General features: G+C 48.9%; 14 protein-coding genes. 9 read left to right on the forward strand and 5 right to left on the reverse strand.

Annotated features, from left to right (window positions below):
- Window positions 1-95 precede the first annotated feature (95 nt).
- On the reverse strand, window positions 96-680 hold the full coding sequence (locus tag KWJ01_RS06720) for a methyltransferase domain-containing protein (protein ID WP_224995662.1): 585 nt from the start codon (window positions 678-680) through the stop codon (window positions 96-98).
- A 106-nt stretch (window positions 681-786) separates the two neighbouring features.
- On the opposite strand from KWJ01_RS06720, the gene KWJ01_RS06725 reads away from it, so the two are divergent.
- From KWJ01_RS06725 to KWJ01_RS06765, 9 genes are all read left to right on the forward strand, one after another.
- On the forward strand, window positions 787-1,707 hold the full coding sequence (locus KWJ01_RS06725) for a chromosome segregation protein SMC (RefSeq protein WP_224995663.1): 921 nt from the start codon (window positions 787-789) through the stop codon (window positions 1,705-1,707).
- 115 nt (window positions 1,708-1,822) lie between these two features.
- Entirely contained in the window at window positions 1,823-2,188 is a 366-nt protein-coding gene (gene rpsF / locus KWJ01_RS06730) for a 30S ribosomal protein S6 (RefSeq protein WP_224995746.1), read from the forward strand.
- Window positions 2,188-2,439 carry a 30S ribosomal protein S18 gene (gene rpsR / locus KWJ01_RS06735; RefSeq protein WP_061991621.1) on the forward strand — a complete coding sequence of 84 codons (252 nt, stop codon included), beginning with the start codon at window positions 2,188-2,190 and terminating at the stop codon, window positions 2,437-2,439. The genes rpsF and rpsR overlap by 1 nt, the downstream gene beginning before the upstream one ends.
- A gap of 46 nt (window positions 2,440-2,485) precedes the next feature.
- Window positions 2,486-2,929: a 50S ribosomal protein L9 gene (rplI, locus tag KWJ01_RS06740; protein ID WP_224995664.1), complete on the forward strand. Its 444-nt coding sequence runs from the start codon at window positions 2,486-2,488 to the stop codon at window positions 2,927-2,929.
- Window positions 2,930-3,164: 235 nt separating this feature from the next.
- Window positions 3,165-4,145, forward strand: coding sequence for a GSCFA domain-containing protein (locus tag KWJ01_RS06745; RefSeq protein ID WP_224995665.1), 981 nt, complete (start codon window positions 3,165-3,167; stop codon window positions 4,143-4,145).
- Window positions 4,142-6,184, forward strand: coding sequence for a thioredoxin domain-containing protein (locus tag KWJ01_RS06750; RefSeq protein ID WP_224995666.1), 2,043 nt, complete (start codon window positions 4,142-4,144; stop codon window positions 6,182-6,184). Before KWJ01_RS06745 ends, KWJ01_RS06750 begins: the two co-directional genes overlap by 4 nt.
- Window positions 6,185-6,365: 181 nt before the next feature.
- The gene (locus KWJ01_RS06755; RefSeq protein WP_224995667.1) at window positions 6,366-6,815 is read left to right on the forward strand and encodes a hypothetical protein; all 450 of its coding nucleotides are present in this window, start codon (window positions 6,366-6,368) and stop codon (window positions 6,813-6,815) included.
- 509 nt (window positions 6,816-7,324) lie between these two features.
- Entirely contained in the window at window positions 7,325-8,752 is a 1,428-nt protein-coding gene (locus KWJ01_RS06760) for a sugar MFS transporter (RefSeq protein ID WP_224995668.1), read from the forward strand.
- Between the two features lie 536 nt (window positions 8,753-9,288).
- Complete coding sequence (locus KWJ01_RS06765; protein WP_224995669.1) at window positions 9,289-10,092, forward strand: TerB family tellurite resistance protein; 804 nt, start codon at window positions 9,289-9,291, stop codon at window positions 10,090-10,092.
- A 144-nt stretch (window positions 10,093-10,236) separates the two neighbouring features.
- On the opposite strand, the gene KWJ01_RS06770 is transcribed toward KWJ01_RS06765, so the two are convergent.
- The 4 genes from KWJ01_RS06770 to KWJ01_RS06785 form a co-directional block, all read right to left on the reverse strand.
- Entirely contained in the window at window positions 10,237-12,126 is a 1,890-nt protein-coding gene (locus KWJ01_RS06770; protein WP_224995670.1) for a sodium:solute symporter family protein, read from the reverse strand.
- Window positions 12,127-12,286: 160 nt separating this feature from the next.
- Window positions 12,287-14,359 (reverse strand): beta-N-acetylhexosaminidase, encoded by a 2,073-nt coding sequence (locus KWJ01_RS06775; RefSeq protein ID WP_224995671.1) that lies wholly within the window; start codon window positions 14,357-14,359, stop codon window positions 12,287-12,289.
- A gap of 51 nt (window positions 14,360-14,410) precedes the next feature.
- The gene (locus KWJ01_RS06780; protein WP_224995672.1) at window positions 14,411-14,641 is read right to left on the reverse strand and encodes a hypothetical protein; all 231 of its coding nucleotides are present in this window, start codon (window positions 14,639-14,641) and stop codon (window positions 14,411-14,413) included.
- Between the two features lie 324 nt (window positions 14,642-14,965).
- Window positions 14,966-16,594, reverse strand: a complete 1,629-nt coding sequence (locus tag KWJ01_RS06785) for a RagB/SusD family nutrient uptake outer membrane protein (RefSeq protein WP_224995673.1) — start codon at window positions 16,592-16,594, stop codon at window positions 14,966-14,968.
- Window positions 16,595-16,609: the final 15 nt, after the last annotated feature.

Below are 16,609 nucleotides of genomic sequence, written 5' to 3' on the forward strand. Positions count from 1 at the left end.
ATGCATGAACCATCTGCCGCTGCACTCAAGCCCCTGTAGTAGCCTCCAGCTTCTACTAACTTCTATCTTCAAGCTTTTACCAACTGTTTTACTCCTTAAGGCTTTACCAGGTCAATCCATAACTCACGACCGGCGCGGGGTTTTATAGAGTTGTAGCTGGGCTCAAACTTCTGGATGGTGAAGAGGGGCTCAAAATACTCCAGGTATTCTTCCCTGCTGCCGCCAAATGGAGGAAAATCTTCATTTAAGGGAGCATCAAAGAGCAAGCCCAGCAGGTGACCGCCTGGTTTCAATAACTCATGCGCCTTTTTTGCATAGGCAGTGCGCTGCGATGGGTGCAGGGCGCAGAAAAAAGTTTGCTCCACCAGCAGGTCAAACTGATCATCGAGCTTAAAAAAATCCTGCAGCAATAAATGAGCCTCCGGGAAATGTGGATTGCGTATTTTAAACTGCTGCAGCGGTAGTGGTGATATATCCAGCAGGTAGACTTCTGAAAAACCAGCTTTGTGCAGGTACTCAGCTTCATAGCCATTTCCTCCACCGGGAATCAGTATTTTCAGGTCACGCTCCTGCAGTTTATCAAAATATTCTTTTAATGGAGTGGTGATGTTTCCGGCATCCCACTGGGTTTGTCCAGTAAGGTAACGGTCAGTCCAGTATTTTTCATTAAAATCTGACATGGAAGCGAATTTTTTTAAGATATTTGTGATTAGGAATATTTATTGAGGAACAAAACAATAAATCTTTCGATTTCTCATTCTTAAGCAAATTAATACCTAAATACGTATGGCCGAGAACACAGGTAAAAGCTCAGGTAAAAACACCAAAACGCTTATTATTGCCATTATCGCGCTGCTCCTTATTATAAATGGAGTAGTTTATTACATGGACTACCGCGAAAAAGAAGAAATGCGGGCAGAAATAGCAAGCAAAGATACTGAGCTGGCTGACACTTACAGAAGGCTCAACGACATGACAACCGAGCTTGATGCACGTATCGCTGAAATTGAGAAACTTGGCGGTAATGTAGAGGAGCTCGAAAAAGCCAAAGCTGAACTGGAAGCTGAAAAGCAGCAACTGCAGCGCTCTGGCGAAATTGCCCGTCGCCGCCTTAACGAGGTAAATGCAAAAGTGAAGGGTTACGAAACCCTGCTACGTGAAAAGGATGTGGAAATTACCCGCCTTAGAACACTTAGTGATTCGCTTTACGCAGAAAATACTAACCTTAAGACTACACAAAACCAGCTTTCTGACTCAGTTCGAACCATTAACCAGAACCGCCAGGAGCTTAGCAAAAAAGTTGCCATTGCCTCCCGCCTGAAAGCAGAAAACATTAAAGTGGCTGCTGTGAACAAACGTGGCAAAGAGCGTGAAGGTGAGTTCCGCGACGGACAGATCGACAAGCTGAAGGTTACTTTCAACCTGGCCGACAACCCTGTTGCTCCTATTGAAAGCAAGGATATTCTGCTTAGAGTGATCGACCCGAACGGAAACGTGCTGTTCGATGTAGCCACAGGCTCTGGTACCATGATGATCGATGGCCGCGAGGAGTTCTACACTGCACAGCAGAACATACTGTTCGACAACACCCGCCAGCAGCTGACCTATATGTACGACAAAGGCAGCGAGTTTGAAGAAGGTGTGTACAATGTAGAGCTTTATGCAGATGGCTTTATGATCGGACAGGAGAAATTCCGCGTAAAGTAACCAGGAACACATAAGAAATTAATGGAAAGCTCCGCGCCATGCGGAGCTTTTTTATTGACATCCATTGAAGTATGCAAAATATTCTTTAATTTTGCACCTCATTAAATTTTCATCTATCATGTACAAACAGTACGAGACGGTATTCATCTTAAATCCCGTTTTATCTGAGACTCAGGTAAAGGATGCTGTCGACAAGTTCAGAGCGGTACTTACTGATAATGGTGCCGAAATTGTGAACGAAGAGCAGTGGGGACTACGCAAGCTGGCGTATCCGATCCAGCACAAAAACACTGGTTTTTATGTTCTTTTCCAATTCAATGCTCCTACTACAGTAGTTAGCACCCTGGAAACAGAGTATCGCCGCGACGAGGCTATCCTGCGTTTCCTGACCGTTGCTCTTGATAAGCACGGCGTTGAATTCAACGAAAGAAGAAGAAAAGGCGATTTCAACAAAAAAGAACCTAAGGAGGCACAAGCGTAATGACACTTCAAAACGAACCAATACAGCGTAACGAAAACCGCAAGAAATATTGCCGTTTTAAGCGCCATGGCATCAAATACATCGACTACAAAGATGCTAACTTCCTGACCAAGTTTGTTAACGAGCAAGGCAAACTGCTGCCAAGCCGTATCACTGGTACCAGCGAGAAGTTCCAGAAAAAAGTTGCTACAGCTGTTAAGCGTGCCCGTCACCTGGCGCTGATGCCTTACGTAACAGATTCGCTTAAATAAAAAAGTTGTTTGTGGCTAACGCCTTAAACTAACAATCAGTAAAGCAATGGAAATCATTCTTAAAAAAGATATCAAAGGCCTGGGCTATCGCAATGATCTTGTGAACGTTAAGCCTGGCTATGCGCGCAATTACCTGATTCCTGAAGGTTATGCTGTAATGGCAACCACCAGTGCAGTAAAGCAGCGCGACGAAACCATCAAGCAGGTAGCTCACAAAGCTGAAAAAATCAAGACTGATGCTGAAACCCTGGCTAACGCTATTGGTGATGCTAAGCTTACCATCCCTGCTAAAGCTGGCGAAAGCGGCAAAATCTTTGGTGCAGTAACTACTACCCAAATTGCCGAAGCCCTGAAAGCAAAAGGTCACGATGTAGACCGCAAGCAAATCTCTATCAATGGCGAAGTAAAAAGCCTTGGTGAGTACACTGCAGAAATTGACCTGCACAAAGAAGTGAAGAAAACAATTAACTTCGAGGTTATTGCCGAATAAGTTAATCTGTTATCATATACGTAAAGGCGCTCCTCTGGGGCGCCTTTTTTTGTGCCTTTCCAGCTCCCCTTCCCGCCCGTCTCCTGGCAGGTGAGTGCTCTGCAGGGCCTCCAGGCTCCCAAAAAACAGGAATCCTGCTGATTTTCCAGGCTGCACACACGCTCAACAGCATCAAAAATCAATCAACAAAAACCTCTAAATTTTCAATTGACCCCATATCTTCGTATTTAGAACCATGGAATTCAGAACCGAACTTCAGCCTGGCGCCTCACCCTTCAAGCTCGGGCTTCAAAAGCCTATCCTAAGTGTAGGCTCCTGCTTTGCTGCAGTAATCGGGGAGCGCCTGCAGGAATCTAAGTTCAGGGTACTGGTAAACCCTTTTGGTACCCTCTTTCATCCGCTTCCACTGGTGCAGCTGCTGCAGATGGCAGTAGAAGACCGGCAGCCCTCCGAAACCACTTACCTGCTATACCAGGAGCGCTGGCTCAACTACCTGCTGCACTCCTCCCTCAATGCGCCCAGCCGGGAAGTGCTACAGCAACAGCTGAAAAGCCTGTTCAGGGAAGTAAAGCACTACCTGCAGCAGGGGCAGGCGCTAGTGCTTACACTAGGCACCTCTTTTGTGTATGAGCTGGCAGAGGCAGACCTGACTGTAGCCAACTGCCATAAGCAGCCCCAGAGGCTCTTCAACAAGCGGCTGGTTCCTGCAGAAGAAAGCCTGCAGGCCTTGGAGCAGCTCTGGCAGCAGCTGAAAGAGTTTAACCCTTCGCTCAGACTAGTGCTTACGGTAAGCCCTGTACGACACCTGAAAGACACCCTTGAACTAAACTCTGTGAGTAAGGCCATGTTGCGGGTGGTATGCCATCAGCTGCAGGAAAAATACCCACAGGAGGTATATTACTTCCCCAGCTATGAACTGCTGATGGACGACCTGCGGGACTACCGTTTTTATAACCCAGACCTGCTGCACCCTACCCCCGCTGCAGAGCAGTATGTCTGGGAAAAGTTTACAGCTACCCTGCTGGATGAGGAGGCCCGGGCATTTCTGAAAGAATGGGAGCCCCTGAAGCAGTCGCTCCGGCACAGGCCGTTTAACCCAACATCTTTAGCCCACCGGCAGTTCTTACAAAAAACACTGCAAAAGCTGCAGGCACTATCCGGCCGGGTAGATGTAGGTAACGAAATCAAAAAGCTCCAGGAGCAACTCCAGCCATGACCCCAACACATACCAATCGTTTAAGCCAGAGCAGCAGCCCCTATCTCCTGCAGCATCAGCACAACCCGGTTGACTGGTATCCCTGGGGAGAGGAAGCCCTGCAAAAGGCAAAGGAGGAAGAAAAGCCTATCCTTCTCTCCATTGGCTACTCTGCCTGCCACTGGTGCCATGTAATGGAACACGAAAGCTTTGAAGAAGAAGCCGTGGCCGAGGTAATGAACAGGGGCTTTGTATGTATCAAGCTCGACAGGGAGGAGCGCCCCGATATTGACCAGATCTACATGGATGCGGTGCAGGCCATGGGCATACAGGGAGGCTGGCCCCTGAACGTTTTTCTTACGCCAGATCAAAAACCATTCTATGGCGGCACCTACTTTCCCAGGGAGCACTGGGTACAGCTGCTTCAAAACATAGAAAAAGCCTGGAAAGAGAACCGGAAGGCACTGGAGGAATCGTCGGAGAAATTTACCGACACCCTCTCCTACTCCGATGTGGAACGTTTTGGCCTGGAGCAGCATGAGTTGCACATTACCAGGCTAAAGCTGGAGCACCTGTTTAACAGCTTTGCCAAGAAGTTCGATAAAGGCAGGGGCGGTCTAAATCCTGCACCGAAGTTTCCCATGCCCAGCCACTGGCAGTTTCTGCTTAGGTACTGGGCGGCTGCAGGAGACGAACCGGCACTAGAACAGGCCCTTTTAACCCTGCGTGAAATGGCCTGGGGAGGCATATACGACCAGGTTGGTGGTGGCTTTGCCCGTTATTCGGTAGATGCCGAGTGGTTTGTACCCCACTTCGAAAAAATGCTATATGATAATGGTCAGCTTATCAGCCTGTATGCCAGCGCCTACACGGCCACCAAAGATGAGTTATTCAAAGAGGTGGTTTACCAGACCATTGCCTGGGCCGGGCGTGAAATGCTTAGCCCGCAGGGCGGCTTCTATTCAGCCCTCGATGCCGACAGCGAAGGCGAGGAAGGCAAATTTTACCTATGGACCATAGAAGAGCTGGAAGAAGTGCTTGGAAAGGAAGAAGCAGAGTTGCTGGCAGATTATTACAATGCCTCTGAAGAAGGAAACTGGGAAGGGGCTAACATCCTTTTCCGTCGCGAATCCTCCCAGGAATTTGCCAGAAAGTATGAGCTGGACCCCGACGACCTGAAGCAGCTGTTAGAGGATGCTCGCCAGCAACTGCTGGAGGCCCGCAGCAGACGCATAAGGCCGGGCCTCGATGATAAAATTTTGGCTGCCTGGAACGGACTGATGCTCACAGGCCTCTGCGATGCCTATGCTGCTTTTGGTGAACCCAATTTCCTGGAACTGGCACAGCAAAATGCAGCCTTCATAGAAAAAAACCTGCTGCAGGGCAACAGGCTTAGGCGTAACCATAAAGCTGGCACAGCACCATCGCCTGCATTTTTAGATGACTATGCCTTTGTGATAGGTGGTTTTCTGCACCTTTATGGCGTAAGCTTTGAAGAACACTGGCTCCGGCTGGCCGATAATCTTACTGCATACTGCCTGCAGGATTTCTGGGATACCGAAGAAGGCCTGTTCTTCTATACCGGTAAAAGCAGTGAAGCCCTGATAGCCCGTAAAAAAGAGCTGTTCGATAATGTAATTCCCTCCTCCAACAGCCAGATGGCTCACAACCTGTACCAGCTGGGCCTGCTGCTGGAAAAAGAGGAATATACCGAAAAAGCTGCAGGGATGGTCTCAGCCATGGAGCGCCTGCTGCTTACAGAGCCCCAGTACCTAACACATTGGCTGGGCCTCTACCTGCAGATTGCCTACCCTACTGCCGAGGTTGCCATTGTAGGACCCTCTTACCGCGAAAAAGCCCTGGAGCTACACCAGCACTACCTGCCCAACAAAGTGGTAGCGGCTACTGCCCGCGAAAGCAAGCTGCCCTTGCTCCAGTACCGCCAGCCAAAAGAAGATGAAACACAACTGTATGTCTGCTACAACCGTGCCTGCCAAAAGCCGGTAGAAGAGGTTGCAGAAGCCGTTCAGCAGATCCGTGAAGCTGTAATTCTGGCATAAAGGCTGCTACAAATTACCGGCCGCAATTGTTTTGAAACCTTACAGGAGAAAGGCTAAAGCCTGTTTCGTTTTTTTACCGGAACAATCTACTCTTACATTGGTGCTTTGGTGCATGTGCTGGCTGAGAATACACGGATCTGCCCTGGCACCACAACAGCAACCTAACATATAGCCGCCTTACATGAACATAAGAACTTTTCTATTCGGGATAGTTGCCATGCTGCTCCTTTGCTTTAGTTTACCGGCAGATAGTCTTGCACAGGGAAAAGGAAAGAACGGACCTCCGCCCTGGGCACCTGCACATGGTTACCGGGCCAAGACCCGCCATATTTACTTTCCCCAGCACAACTTCTATTTTGATATGCAAAAAGGGGTATACATTTATTTAAAAGGAGGTAACTGGCTCACAGCCATTAGCCTGCCAAGCCTCTTTGGGCGTATCAACCTGGCAAGTGCTATCCAGGTTGAGCTGGATTTCACAGCGGATAATCCCCATAATCACAACTCCGATCATAAGGTAAAGTACAAGGTAAAAAATAAGGGCGGCAATGGCGCGCCACCCAAGGCGAAGGCATCCGGCCACAATTCGGGAAAGGGCAACAAGGGCAATGGAAAAGGCAGGAAGCACTAGCAGAAAGCTTATAATACTACAACTCCTGCGGCTTGGCAGCCATGAGCCAGAGCTGCAATAATTTTCATTTAACCTGCGCTCAATACCAGCAATAGAAGTGATCCTTTGATTCGTGCAAATAAATCTCCTGCACAATTTAACAGCATTGCACTAGCTGGCCCCACTGCCACAGGCAATTAGCCTAAGCGGTGGGGCCTGATTTTTCCGACGAACATACCTATCCCTCCTAACATCGCTCACCGCCCGGTACCACGGGCAAAAAAGCCCCGGGTGGCCCTTCCGCTAACCAATCATTTACGGCAGCCGCACATACAATAAATAAGTGAAAGTTTAGGCTCTCAAGACGCGCAAAATAAATAAATTTACTACCTTGTTGATTAGTATTTACAGCCAAAAAAGGCTTATAGGGCATGTGAGCGCTAATTCCTTAAACAGAATTTTGTCTGTAGATACTACTGATTTTTATCAAATTTTTACCAACCAATCAAACCTAAAACAATACCTTCCCTATGGCAGGCATTACAACAAGTACCAAAACGGCACCAGCTGCTGCCGGTCAGCAGTCTGGTAAAAACTACACAGGTCCGCTAATTGTAGTAACCATCCTGTTCTTCATGTGGGGCTTTATTACCTGCATGAATGATATTCTTATTCCTTATCTGAAAGGAATATTTGACCTGACCTTTGCACAGGCCATGCTTGTGCAGTTTGCTTTCTTTGGCGCATACTTCTTTGTGTCGCTCGCCTACTTCATCGTTTCCATGAACCAGGGCGACCCTATCATGAAGATCGGTTACAAAAACGGTATCATCATAGGCCTGGTGGTGGCTGCAGTTGGCTGCTCGCTGTTTTATCCGGCTGCCAGCCTTCACAGCTATGGCTTCTTCCTGGGTGCGCTCTTTATCCTGGCCTCAGGCATTACCATCCTGCAAATTGCTGCCAACCCTTATGTAGCCATTCTGGGTCCTGCAGAAAGTGCCTCCAGCCGCCTGAACATGACCCAGGCGCTCAATTCTCTGGGCACCACCATTGCCCCTATCATTGGCGGATGGTTAATCTTTGAAGGTGTAAACACTGCTACAACAGATGGTGCAGATTCAGTTAAAATGCCTTACCTGGCCCTGGCTGGTACGCTTTTGCTGATCGCCCTGCTGTTTAAATTATTCCGCCTGCCCAAAATCCACAGCGACGAAATTGTAGCGGGCAGCGGCGCCCTGAAATACAGTCACCTGGTATTGGGTATGGTTTGTATTTTTGCCTATGTAGGTGGTGAAGTTGCAGTAGGCAGTGCTTTCATTAACTTCTTAAACCTGCCACACATTGCAGGTCTGGAAGAAAAAGAAGCCAGCGGCTTTCTGGCCCTTTACTGGGGTGGTGCCATGGTAGGCCGTTTCTTTGGTGCCGTAGCCCTGGCACAGTTTAAAAATGCAGCCAACAGGTTTGCCATCATCGCCCTGATCACTGCCATAGCCTTTGGTGCTGTTTACGCAACCTATGGCATGGACATCGCCCTGATTGTATTAGGCCTGATTGTACTGAACATAGTGGTACTGCTGTTGGGCAGCTACATACCAAGCCGCACTTTAGGTTTGTTTGCTACAGCCGTAATGGCGCTCCTGCTGGTGGTAATTTTCACCGAAGGTGCAGTGGCCATGTGGTCAATTATTGCCATTGGTCTGTTTAACTCCATTATGTTCCCAACCATCTTTACCCTTGCTATTGCAGGTTTAGGTAAATTCACCAGCCAGGGTTCTTCTTTGCTGGTAATGGCCATTGTGGGTGGTGCACTTATTCCTCCCCTGCAAGGTATTGTAGCTGATAGCACCGGAAGCCTTCAGTACTCATTCCTGATTCCACTGGTTTGCTACCTCTACATTGCCTACTATGGTTTTGTTGGTTACAAGCCTAAGCAGGTAGCCCCTGCAGCAGCCAGGTAAGCATGCCTTTTAACCAGATAATGAATAGCCCCATCAGGGGCTATTTTTTTGCCTGCCTGTTAAATTAAGCTTGCTGCCGAGGCACCTTTATGCCATTCCGACAGAACAATGCCTATATTTTCAAGCTTTTAGCCTCAGCAACGGCAGCTGTGGCATGCACTAACCGGTGGAGTTTTGTTTGCAGGCGTAGTATGGAATTGCATTAATAACACAACTATGCAGGCAATGCAGTAGATCGGAAGGTTTCTAGAACAGGTTTTCTGGGCCCTGTGCCTGGTTTATTATGGTTGCCTGGCACAATGTGTGCAAAGATGATGAACGTATTCTGCACGATATTGAGTTGACCACCCGGGAAGATCAAACAGAGGAAGTTGACAGATCTTCTGAAGAGATCCTGTTTTAGACAGCTGCTTCTCCTGTTCTGCTCCGGGTTACGCCCCCGGGGCACCACACAACAGATAGCTCCTCTTTTCAACATCACTGCATAACATACTGGCAGGTTTATGGTTAAATCTTCTCTAAGAGAAAATAAACCCATGGAACAAGCACAAGCCCCTTTACTGAAAGAATACAGCAACGACGAAAAAGCAGCCTATTTTGGCGCCCTGGCAACCCTGGCATCTGCCGATGGTGATGCTTCTGCCGAAGAGATAGAGTATCTTCAATTACTGGCCGAAGCTGCAGAACTCCCTGAAAACATTCAGCAGGAGATTACTTATATAGCCAAAAATCCATCGGTAATTAACCTGCAGAAATGCCTTGATGAGATCAAAAGAAGTCCCCTGCGCTTTTCCTTTGTTACCGATATCATCAGCTTTGCCAAGGCTGATGGTCAGTACACGCCCGATGAACAAAGGAAAATTGAGGATATTGCTAAATACCTGGATATACGACAGGACCAATACAGCATCCTGGATAAGTTTGTCAACAAAGCCAGTGATGCCCAGCAAAAAGGAGAAGACCCCACCTCACAATCTTTCCTGAACAAGAACGGATTTACAGATATGTTCAAGAACGCAGGGATCTCTCCACAAATGGTACAGGGCATTCTGGGGGTTGTGGCGCCACTGGCCATCGCCAGCATGTTAAGAGGCGGCTACCGTAGAAGAGGCATGATGGGCGGCATGGGCATGGGTGGTGGTTTATTAGGAGGTTTACTGGGGGGCGGCTTGATGGGTGGTGGTATGATGGGGGGCGGCATGTACCGCAGTGGTGGCCTTGGCTCTATGTTATCAATCCTGGGGGGCCTCAACGGCAGGCGAGGCTACAGAAGCATGGGAACAGGTGGGCTCGGATCAATACTGGGCGGCCTGTTTGGTAGCCGCAGGCGTGGCTGGTAAACAGCTGTTTCCACTTTGCGCAGATGGGAAAATCCACCCTGTTTAAGAGATGATAGCTGGATTGAGTCAGTACTCCTAGGGATTCATGAAATGCCTTGTGAGTGACTAATCGATCTTTGTTAACATTGAAGTACTGCCCCCTGATTATTTCAGTTTTCCTTCTTCTATATGGGCAGGTGCTCTCCTATCCTTGAGCCCTCCGGGTCTATCTTCTGGTAGCTGCACCTGCTGCTTTCTGGTGATGGGTTTGCTGATGCGAGAGCTCCAGATGCTCAATAATATAACTGTTCCTACCAGTGCTCCGGCAGCCAGACAGGTAGCAGTTACATAATACCCATAGATCCAGTAGCCGGTAGCAAACAGCAAGCTGTACACCGTAAGGGTACCAACAAACATACTTAAAATTTCCATACTAAGGTTCGTACGCGGCATTTGGGTATAAATAGGCTGATGCTCTTCTGTTGCTTTTTTGATTACATACTGCCAGCCCCGGCCTCCAGGCCTTACTTTGCTGTAAAAATTGCGCAGCACCTGCATGTCTGTGGGGCGGGTCAGATAGGTAACCAGCAGCCAGATGCAGGTGGTAATGCCCACGCTAAGTAAAATCCGGTAGGGGCTGGAGATCGTCGCAAAGCCCAGGCGACTGTGAATCAGCTCAAAGTAAATGGCCAGCACAAAAGAAGCAGCCATGCCAGAGAGCTCTGTATAAGCATTGATGCGCCACCAGAACCAGCGCAGGATGAAAATAAGACCCGTGCCAGCACCTATGGTAAGCAAAATTCGAAACGCCTGCATGGCATTTTCGAGGTATAGGGCTATGCTGGCAGAAACCATCATCAGTACTGCGGTTGTCAGTTGCCCTACCCGCACCAGCTGCTTTTCACTGGCTTCCGGATTCAGGAAGCGCCTGTAAAAATCGTTCACCACGTAAGAAGAACCCCAGTTAAGGTGGGTGGAGATGGTGCTCATAAAAGCCGCAATAAGGGAAGCAACCACCAGCCCCAGCAGGCCATGCGGCAGGTAGGTGAGCATAGCCGGGTAGGCAAGGTCGTGCCGCACAATGGAAGGATTCATGTGTGGAAAAGCCTGCTGAATAGACTCCATGGTGGGGAAAACAATAACAGAAGCCAGGGCAATAAGTATCCAGGGCCAGGGCCGCAAGGCATAGTGGGCAATGTTAAAAAAAAGAGTGGCGCCTATGGCATGCTGTTCATTTTTGGCAGAAAGCATGCGCTGGGCAATATAACCTCCCCCACCCGGCTCTGCTCCGGGATACCACACACTCCACCATTGCACGGCCAGGGGTATGATAAAAAGAGGCACCAGCGTCTCCAGGTTTGTAAAGTCAGGCAGCAGGTCCAGCTTAGGTACTACCTGGGGATGTGCTACCAATTGCTGCAGACCACCTACCTGGGGCAGGTTTACAATGATATAAGCAGCCCATACAGAACCAGCCATGGCCATAATGAACTGGAAAAAATCGGTGATCAGTACTCCCGTTAAACCACCCAGAGAGCTATATATCACTGTTACCACAGAGGCAATCAGGAGCACCTCAACAGGACTAAGGTTCAGCAGTATACCTCCTATTTTTATAGCTGCCAGACATACGGCAGCCATGATCATAGTGTTAAAGAATACACCCAGGTAAACTGCCCTGAAGCCTCTCAGGAAAGCAGCTGTTCGGCCACTGTAGCGCAGCTCATAAAACTCAAGATCAGTCAATACCTCCGATCTCCGCCACAGCTTGGAGTATACAAAAACTGTAAGCATGCCCGTGAGCAAAAATGCCCACCACTCCCAGTTACCGGATACTCCGTTTTGCCGTACAATATCGGTAATGAGGTTAGGCGTATCTGCTGAAAAAGTAGTAGCCACCATCGAAACTCCAAGCAACCACCAGGGCTGATCCCTGCCCGACAGAAAAAACTCTGATACACTGCCGCTAGCTTTTTTGGCTACAACAATTCCAATAACCAGAGAGCCGAATAAAAACAGGCCAATGATTATCCAATCTATGCTGTGCAGTATCATGTGGTACTGATTTTAAGTAGAGTTTTTCCGGAATGTAAAACCTGTAGAACATAAGCGACTACACCGCCACTACAGGGCTGGGAATGTGCAAAGCACGCCCAGCCCCTAATGGGGATAATTTTAGTTCTACAACAAACTCACAGGCGCTGATGCTACAGATTTAACCGCCTACCGGGCTGGAGCTGTCCTGCATCACCAGTTTTTCAATGGCATCTACAATCTGCAGCTCTGTCCGGCCACCCTGCTCCCTGGCTTTTTCCAGTTGTTCCATGGCCTGTTTGGTATCAGAAGCATGATCAGCTGCTTTTTTACCAGCCATCGTACCCTTACTGCTATTCATTGCCTGCAGGCCCAGGATTGCTATGTTGCTAAGGTTTGCAGAAAGTCCCTCAATTGATTTTAGCACAGGTGATTGTACAATAAGCGGCTCCATCAGGGCATGATTCTCCTGCCATTTTTCAAGCCACTGGATAATCTCTTTTCTGGCAGCACCGTCTTTTGTTTGGATGTAATCTTCAACAAGTGTGTTAAACCTCCGGGCTGCCGGCGCATCTGCAGTGGCCGCATCGGCAAAGAGGGTGTAGGGAGAGTAGGTTTTATAAGTATTTCCTCCCGGATTACGGGTATAGCCTTTCATGGGCTCTACTACATCAACAAGCGTCTGGAGTGGCTCTATTGGCTTACCGTTGCTAAGGTTGCGCAGGAGCACCTGCTGATTACGCTTGTGCTGCAGCCCCAGCTCTTCCAGCCTGAAGCTGATGTAGTCCAGCCTGCGGTACATGTCTTCCACATCATTTACCTCCCGCGGTGACCAGAGGCGCTCTGCAATGGCTGCTGTACGGGGCCAGATGCGTGAATCGATGGTGGTAGGTGTTACTAGTTCGCTCCAGATAGGTGCCTCGCCTCCCAGCACCCGCTTTCTTTCTTCTGCCGTAAGGGTATTTCCTGCAGGCAGCGGATCGTTCAGGTAATGGTCTGAAGCCCTGTGCAAGAGGTCGATATAGTAGCCGTTGGAGAGAATGGTGGTGTAACCCTGTTTGGCAGCTTGTGCAAGTCCCTCTGCCCCTCTCCAGGACTGGATCACTGAACTTTTGGACAGGTTAGGCTGCAGGATCTCATCCCAGCCAATTACTTTTTTTCCCTTCTTCTCCAGAAAACTGATGATCCTGTTGTTGAAATAGGTCTGCAGTTCATGGTTATCGGCCAGCTTATTCTTTTTCATAAAGGCCTGAATTTTTGCATTGGCATCCCACTGCTTGCCCTCATTTTCATCGCCCCCAATGTGAAAGTAAGGGTCTGGAAACAAAGCAGCCATTTCTGCAAAGAACCCCTGCAGCACTTCATAGGTCTTTTCGTTGGTAGGGTCAAGCGTAGGATCAAAAACCCCGGAATTGTTCTCCAGGGTGTAAGGCCCTGGTGCACTGGCCAGCTCCGGGAAAGCCACTACCCAGCTGGTAGCATGGCCGGGAACATCAAACTCAGGTACCACCCGTATGCCACGGGCATCGGCATAGCGTATAATTTCCTTTATTTGCTCCTGAGTAAAGTATTCCCCCTCGGAGGCTTTTTCATGAAACTGCGGGTAAACTTTGCTCTCTACCCGAAAGCCCTGGTCATCGGTAAGGTGCAGGTGCAGTACATTCATTTTCACGGCCGCCATGCCATCCAGGTTCCTTTTGATTACCTCCATGGGCTGAAAGTGCCGCGCTACATCAATCATTAAACCACGCCAGGGAAAGCGCGGGCTATCCTGGATTTCAATGGCAGGAATGTAATACCCCTGTTCATCGGCCAACACCAGCTGCAGCAGGGTTTCCAGCCCCCGCAGGGCCCCAATATCTGTTTCTGCTTCCAGCAATATACCTTTGTTATCTACCTTCAGTCGGTAGGATTCATCTTCATCAAGCTTAACCTCGCCAGGCCTGCTGGTTTTGATCAGCAAACCCTGCTGCCCCTGTTTTGAGCTGGCTGTTACATGCTCCTGTGTAAAAAATAAACCAGTGCGCCCATCAAGCCTTCTTAAAAAGCGGGTGGCCCCGCCATACAAACGCTCGTCTGCAGCTCCACTTGTGGCTACTGTGAAATCAGGAGCAAGCCTGAAACCACCCTGCTGCTGGTCCACTTGTGCCGGGTACGGCATCAATGATAATGTCTGGGGCTGCTGTTGTGCCGCAATGCCCAGGTTCAGGCTAATTAATATTCCTGCTGTTAGTGCTATCCCTTTCAATTTCATATATACACTGCTGTAATTCTATAAATAATAGCGTTTAAATTCTTCAATGGCTTAGTATTCTGCCAGGCCCAGCCAGTCGTACCACTTTGCTGTGGCTTTGTTAATGTCATCCGCACGTAACCAGAACTCACGCGGATCGGCAGCCCGAAAAAGTGCCTTATCTTTCTGTGGCTGATGTTGGAAGATTGCCTTGCGCTCGCGCAGCAACTCCTCCTGGCTAAGTGGCACTGCCATATCAATATCATTTACCTCCAACTCCTGCCATGCCCCCTGTATAGCCAAACCCGGCCTAATTCTACTATCGGCTGCAGGCACACCCGGTGTTTGCCATACGGATCTGATAAATCGCCTGCAGCATAGACCTGGAGCGGCTTTAAGTCTTCCAGTAAATTTACGATTATCTGCATATCTTCCTCCCCCTGGGGCCATTTCCTGATTTTTGAAAGCTATCAGTATATATTTTTATGCGTTTGGTTTCTTCACTGGCTACCACTGCTTTGTGGGTAATATGGTTTAACCTGGCACTTCTGCTATGCTATCTGTTTTACAGAAGCATGGATGCTGCTGAACCAATTTTAAGTGGTGCAGCATCCATACCCCTGCACTTTAATCAACATCCCACCAGAGCGGAGTACCGCCGGTATCTGGCCCTCCCAGGAGCTGAACGGCCTCCTGGTAAGCAGCAGCGTTGTTTTGCGATTCTGAAGAAGGAAAAGCCAGGCGCTTGATGAATTCATTGGTATTGATGGTACCCCCGCTCCTGTTCTCCACCACCGGAAACTGTGTGGGATAGCCTGTTCTGCGAAATTCCGACCAGGCCTCCTGCCCTTCCGGAAACATGGCTATCCATTTTTGGGTAATGATACGCTCCAGCTTTTCTTCAAATGGTGCAGCTTCAACCCACTGGATGGTGATATCAGATAACCAGGGAGAACCGGCAGGAACGTTATTAGCTGCATTCACAGGGTCTGTATAGGGAACTGCAACAGAGGTTGCGTCTGCGATGTAACCATCATAACCGCTTGCTCCTACCTGTTCAAAAGAGGCACTGATGCCTTTTTCATACAGCTCCTGTGCGCTGCCACCCATCTGCCAGCCGCGCAAGGCACCTTCTGCTCTTAGAAAGTAAACCTCTGCCGTTGTCATAAGCTGCAGCGGTGAGTTCAGGCCAATGTAATCGGCATTGATGCTGGAAAAGCCTACATAATCATCTTTAGCGTTGATTACGATTCCACTTCTGATGCCCTTATACTCTCCTGCAACACCGCTTTTTGTTGCAGGTGCAAAGTAAATTTTTAGCCGGGGGTCGTTATAACCTTTGAGGATAGACTCCATTTCTGCGCTCATGCGAATATCGCCCCAGCCATTGGCTATGGTGTAGAGAGGGTGCTGAACGCCCGGATCCTGTACAAAGGCTGCATCATCACTGGCAGTAAATACCCCAAACTGGTTATTCACGGCTGCTTCGGCTTCTGCCTGTGCTTTATCGGGAGCTACTTTGGAGATGCGCATGGCCAGGCGCAAGCGCAGCGAGTTGGCATATTTGATCCACTTGCTGTAGTCTCCGGCATAGATGTTATCAAAGCGCGCAAAGGGCTTTAGTCCGGGGTTTTCAGCTACATAATCAGTAAGGATGGTAACTGCCTCTTCCAGCTCATCAAACATAGCTTCGTATACCTGCTGCTGGCTGTCGTAGCGTGCGCTTGCACCTCCCTGCCCGGCCTGGGTGTATACAATGGGTCCAAAGGTATCGGTGAGCCGGTGCATGGAAGCAACTTTATGAATTACGCCCACTGCATAAAAGTGCGAGGCCCCGGGGTCTTCATCTGCCCTTCTCTTTACATTCATGAACGGTGCCAGTACGCCTGTATAAGGCAGGTTGTAGGTAAAGCCATTCCAGCCATCTACCAGTGCATAGGTGGTGTTGTTGGTATTATTGGCAAAGGGTGTGGGGGGCGACATATAGCCTGAAAACACATCGGCATTCAGGTTTTGGTACACCTGGTACTCCCAGGTGGTGTTATTGAAGTTGTAGTAAATAGAGTGCTGCATTTGCGGGAAAAAGCCTCCCACGTTCTGATAATCTATCTTCAGATCTTCGTCAGTAAGCCCGGTAGGATCGGTATTAAACTCCTCAAAACGATCGGTACAGGAGTACAGCAGCAGGGCAGCCAGCAGGCTTGTACAGCTAAGACTTTGGCTTATGCCCCTTCTTATATGGTTGTAGCTCTTCATATCAGTATAAGGAAA

The sequence above is a fragment of the Cesiribacter sp. SM1 genome, from assembly GCF_020178975.1.
In the GTDB taxonomy this organism is placed as follows: domain Bacteria; phylum Bacteroidota; class Bacteroidia; order Cytophagales; family Cyclobacteriaceae; genus Cesiribacter.

Coding starts and splice junctions, on each gene's coding strand:
- rplI (WP_224995664.1), top strand. CDS start 2,486: ATGGAAATCATTCTTAAAAAAGATATCAAAGGCCTGGGCTATCGCAAT.
- KWJ01_RS06770 (WP_224995670.1), bottom strand. CDS start 12,126: ATGATACTGCACAGCATAGATTGGATAATCATTGGCCTGTTTTTATTC.
- KWJ01_RS06750 (WP_224995666.1), top strand. CDS start 4,142: ATGACCCCAACACATACCAATCGTTTAAGCCAGAGCAGCAGCCCCTAT.
- rpsR (WP_061991621.1), top strand. CDS start 2,188: ATGACACTTCAAAACGAACCAATACAGCGTAACGAAAACCGCAAGAAA.
- KWJ01_RS06760 (WP_224995668.1), top strand. CDS start 7,325: ATGGCAGGCATTACAACAAGTACCAAAACGGCACCAGCTGCTGCCGGT.
- KWJ01_RS06720 (WP_224995662.1), bottom strand. CDS start 680: ATGTCAGATTTTAATGAAAAATACTGGACTGACCGTTACCTTACTGGA.
- KWJ01_RS06785 (WP_224995673.1), bottom strand. CDS start 16,594: ATGAAGAGCTACAACCATATAAGAAGGGGCATAAGCCAAAGTCTTAGC.
- KWJ01_RS06765 (WP_224995669.1), top strand. CDS start 9,289: ATGGAACAAGCACAAGCCCCTTTACTGAAAGAATACAGCAACGACGAA.
- KWJ01_RS06775 (WP_224995671.1), bottom strand. CDS start 14,359: ATGAAATTGAAAGGGATAGCACTAACAGCAGGAATATTAATTAGCCTG.
- KWJ01_RS06755 (WP_224995667.1), top strand. CDS start 6,366: ATGAACATAAGAACTTTTCTATTCGGGATAGTTGCCATGCTGCTCCTT.
- KWJ01_RS06745 (WP_224995665.1), top strand. CDS start 3,165: ATGGAATTCAGAACCGAACTTCAGCCTGGCGCCTCACCCTTCAAGCTC.
- KWJ01_RS06725 (WP_224995663.1), top strand. CDS start 787: ATGGCCGAGAACACAGGTAAAAGCTCAGGTAAAAACACCAAAACGCTT.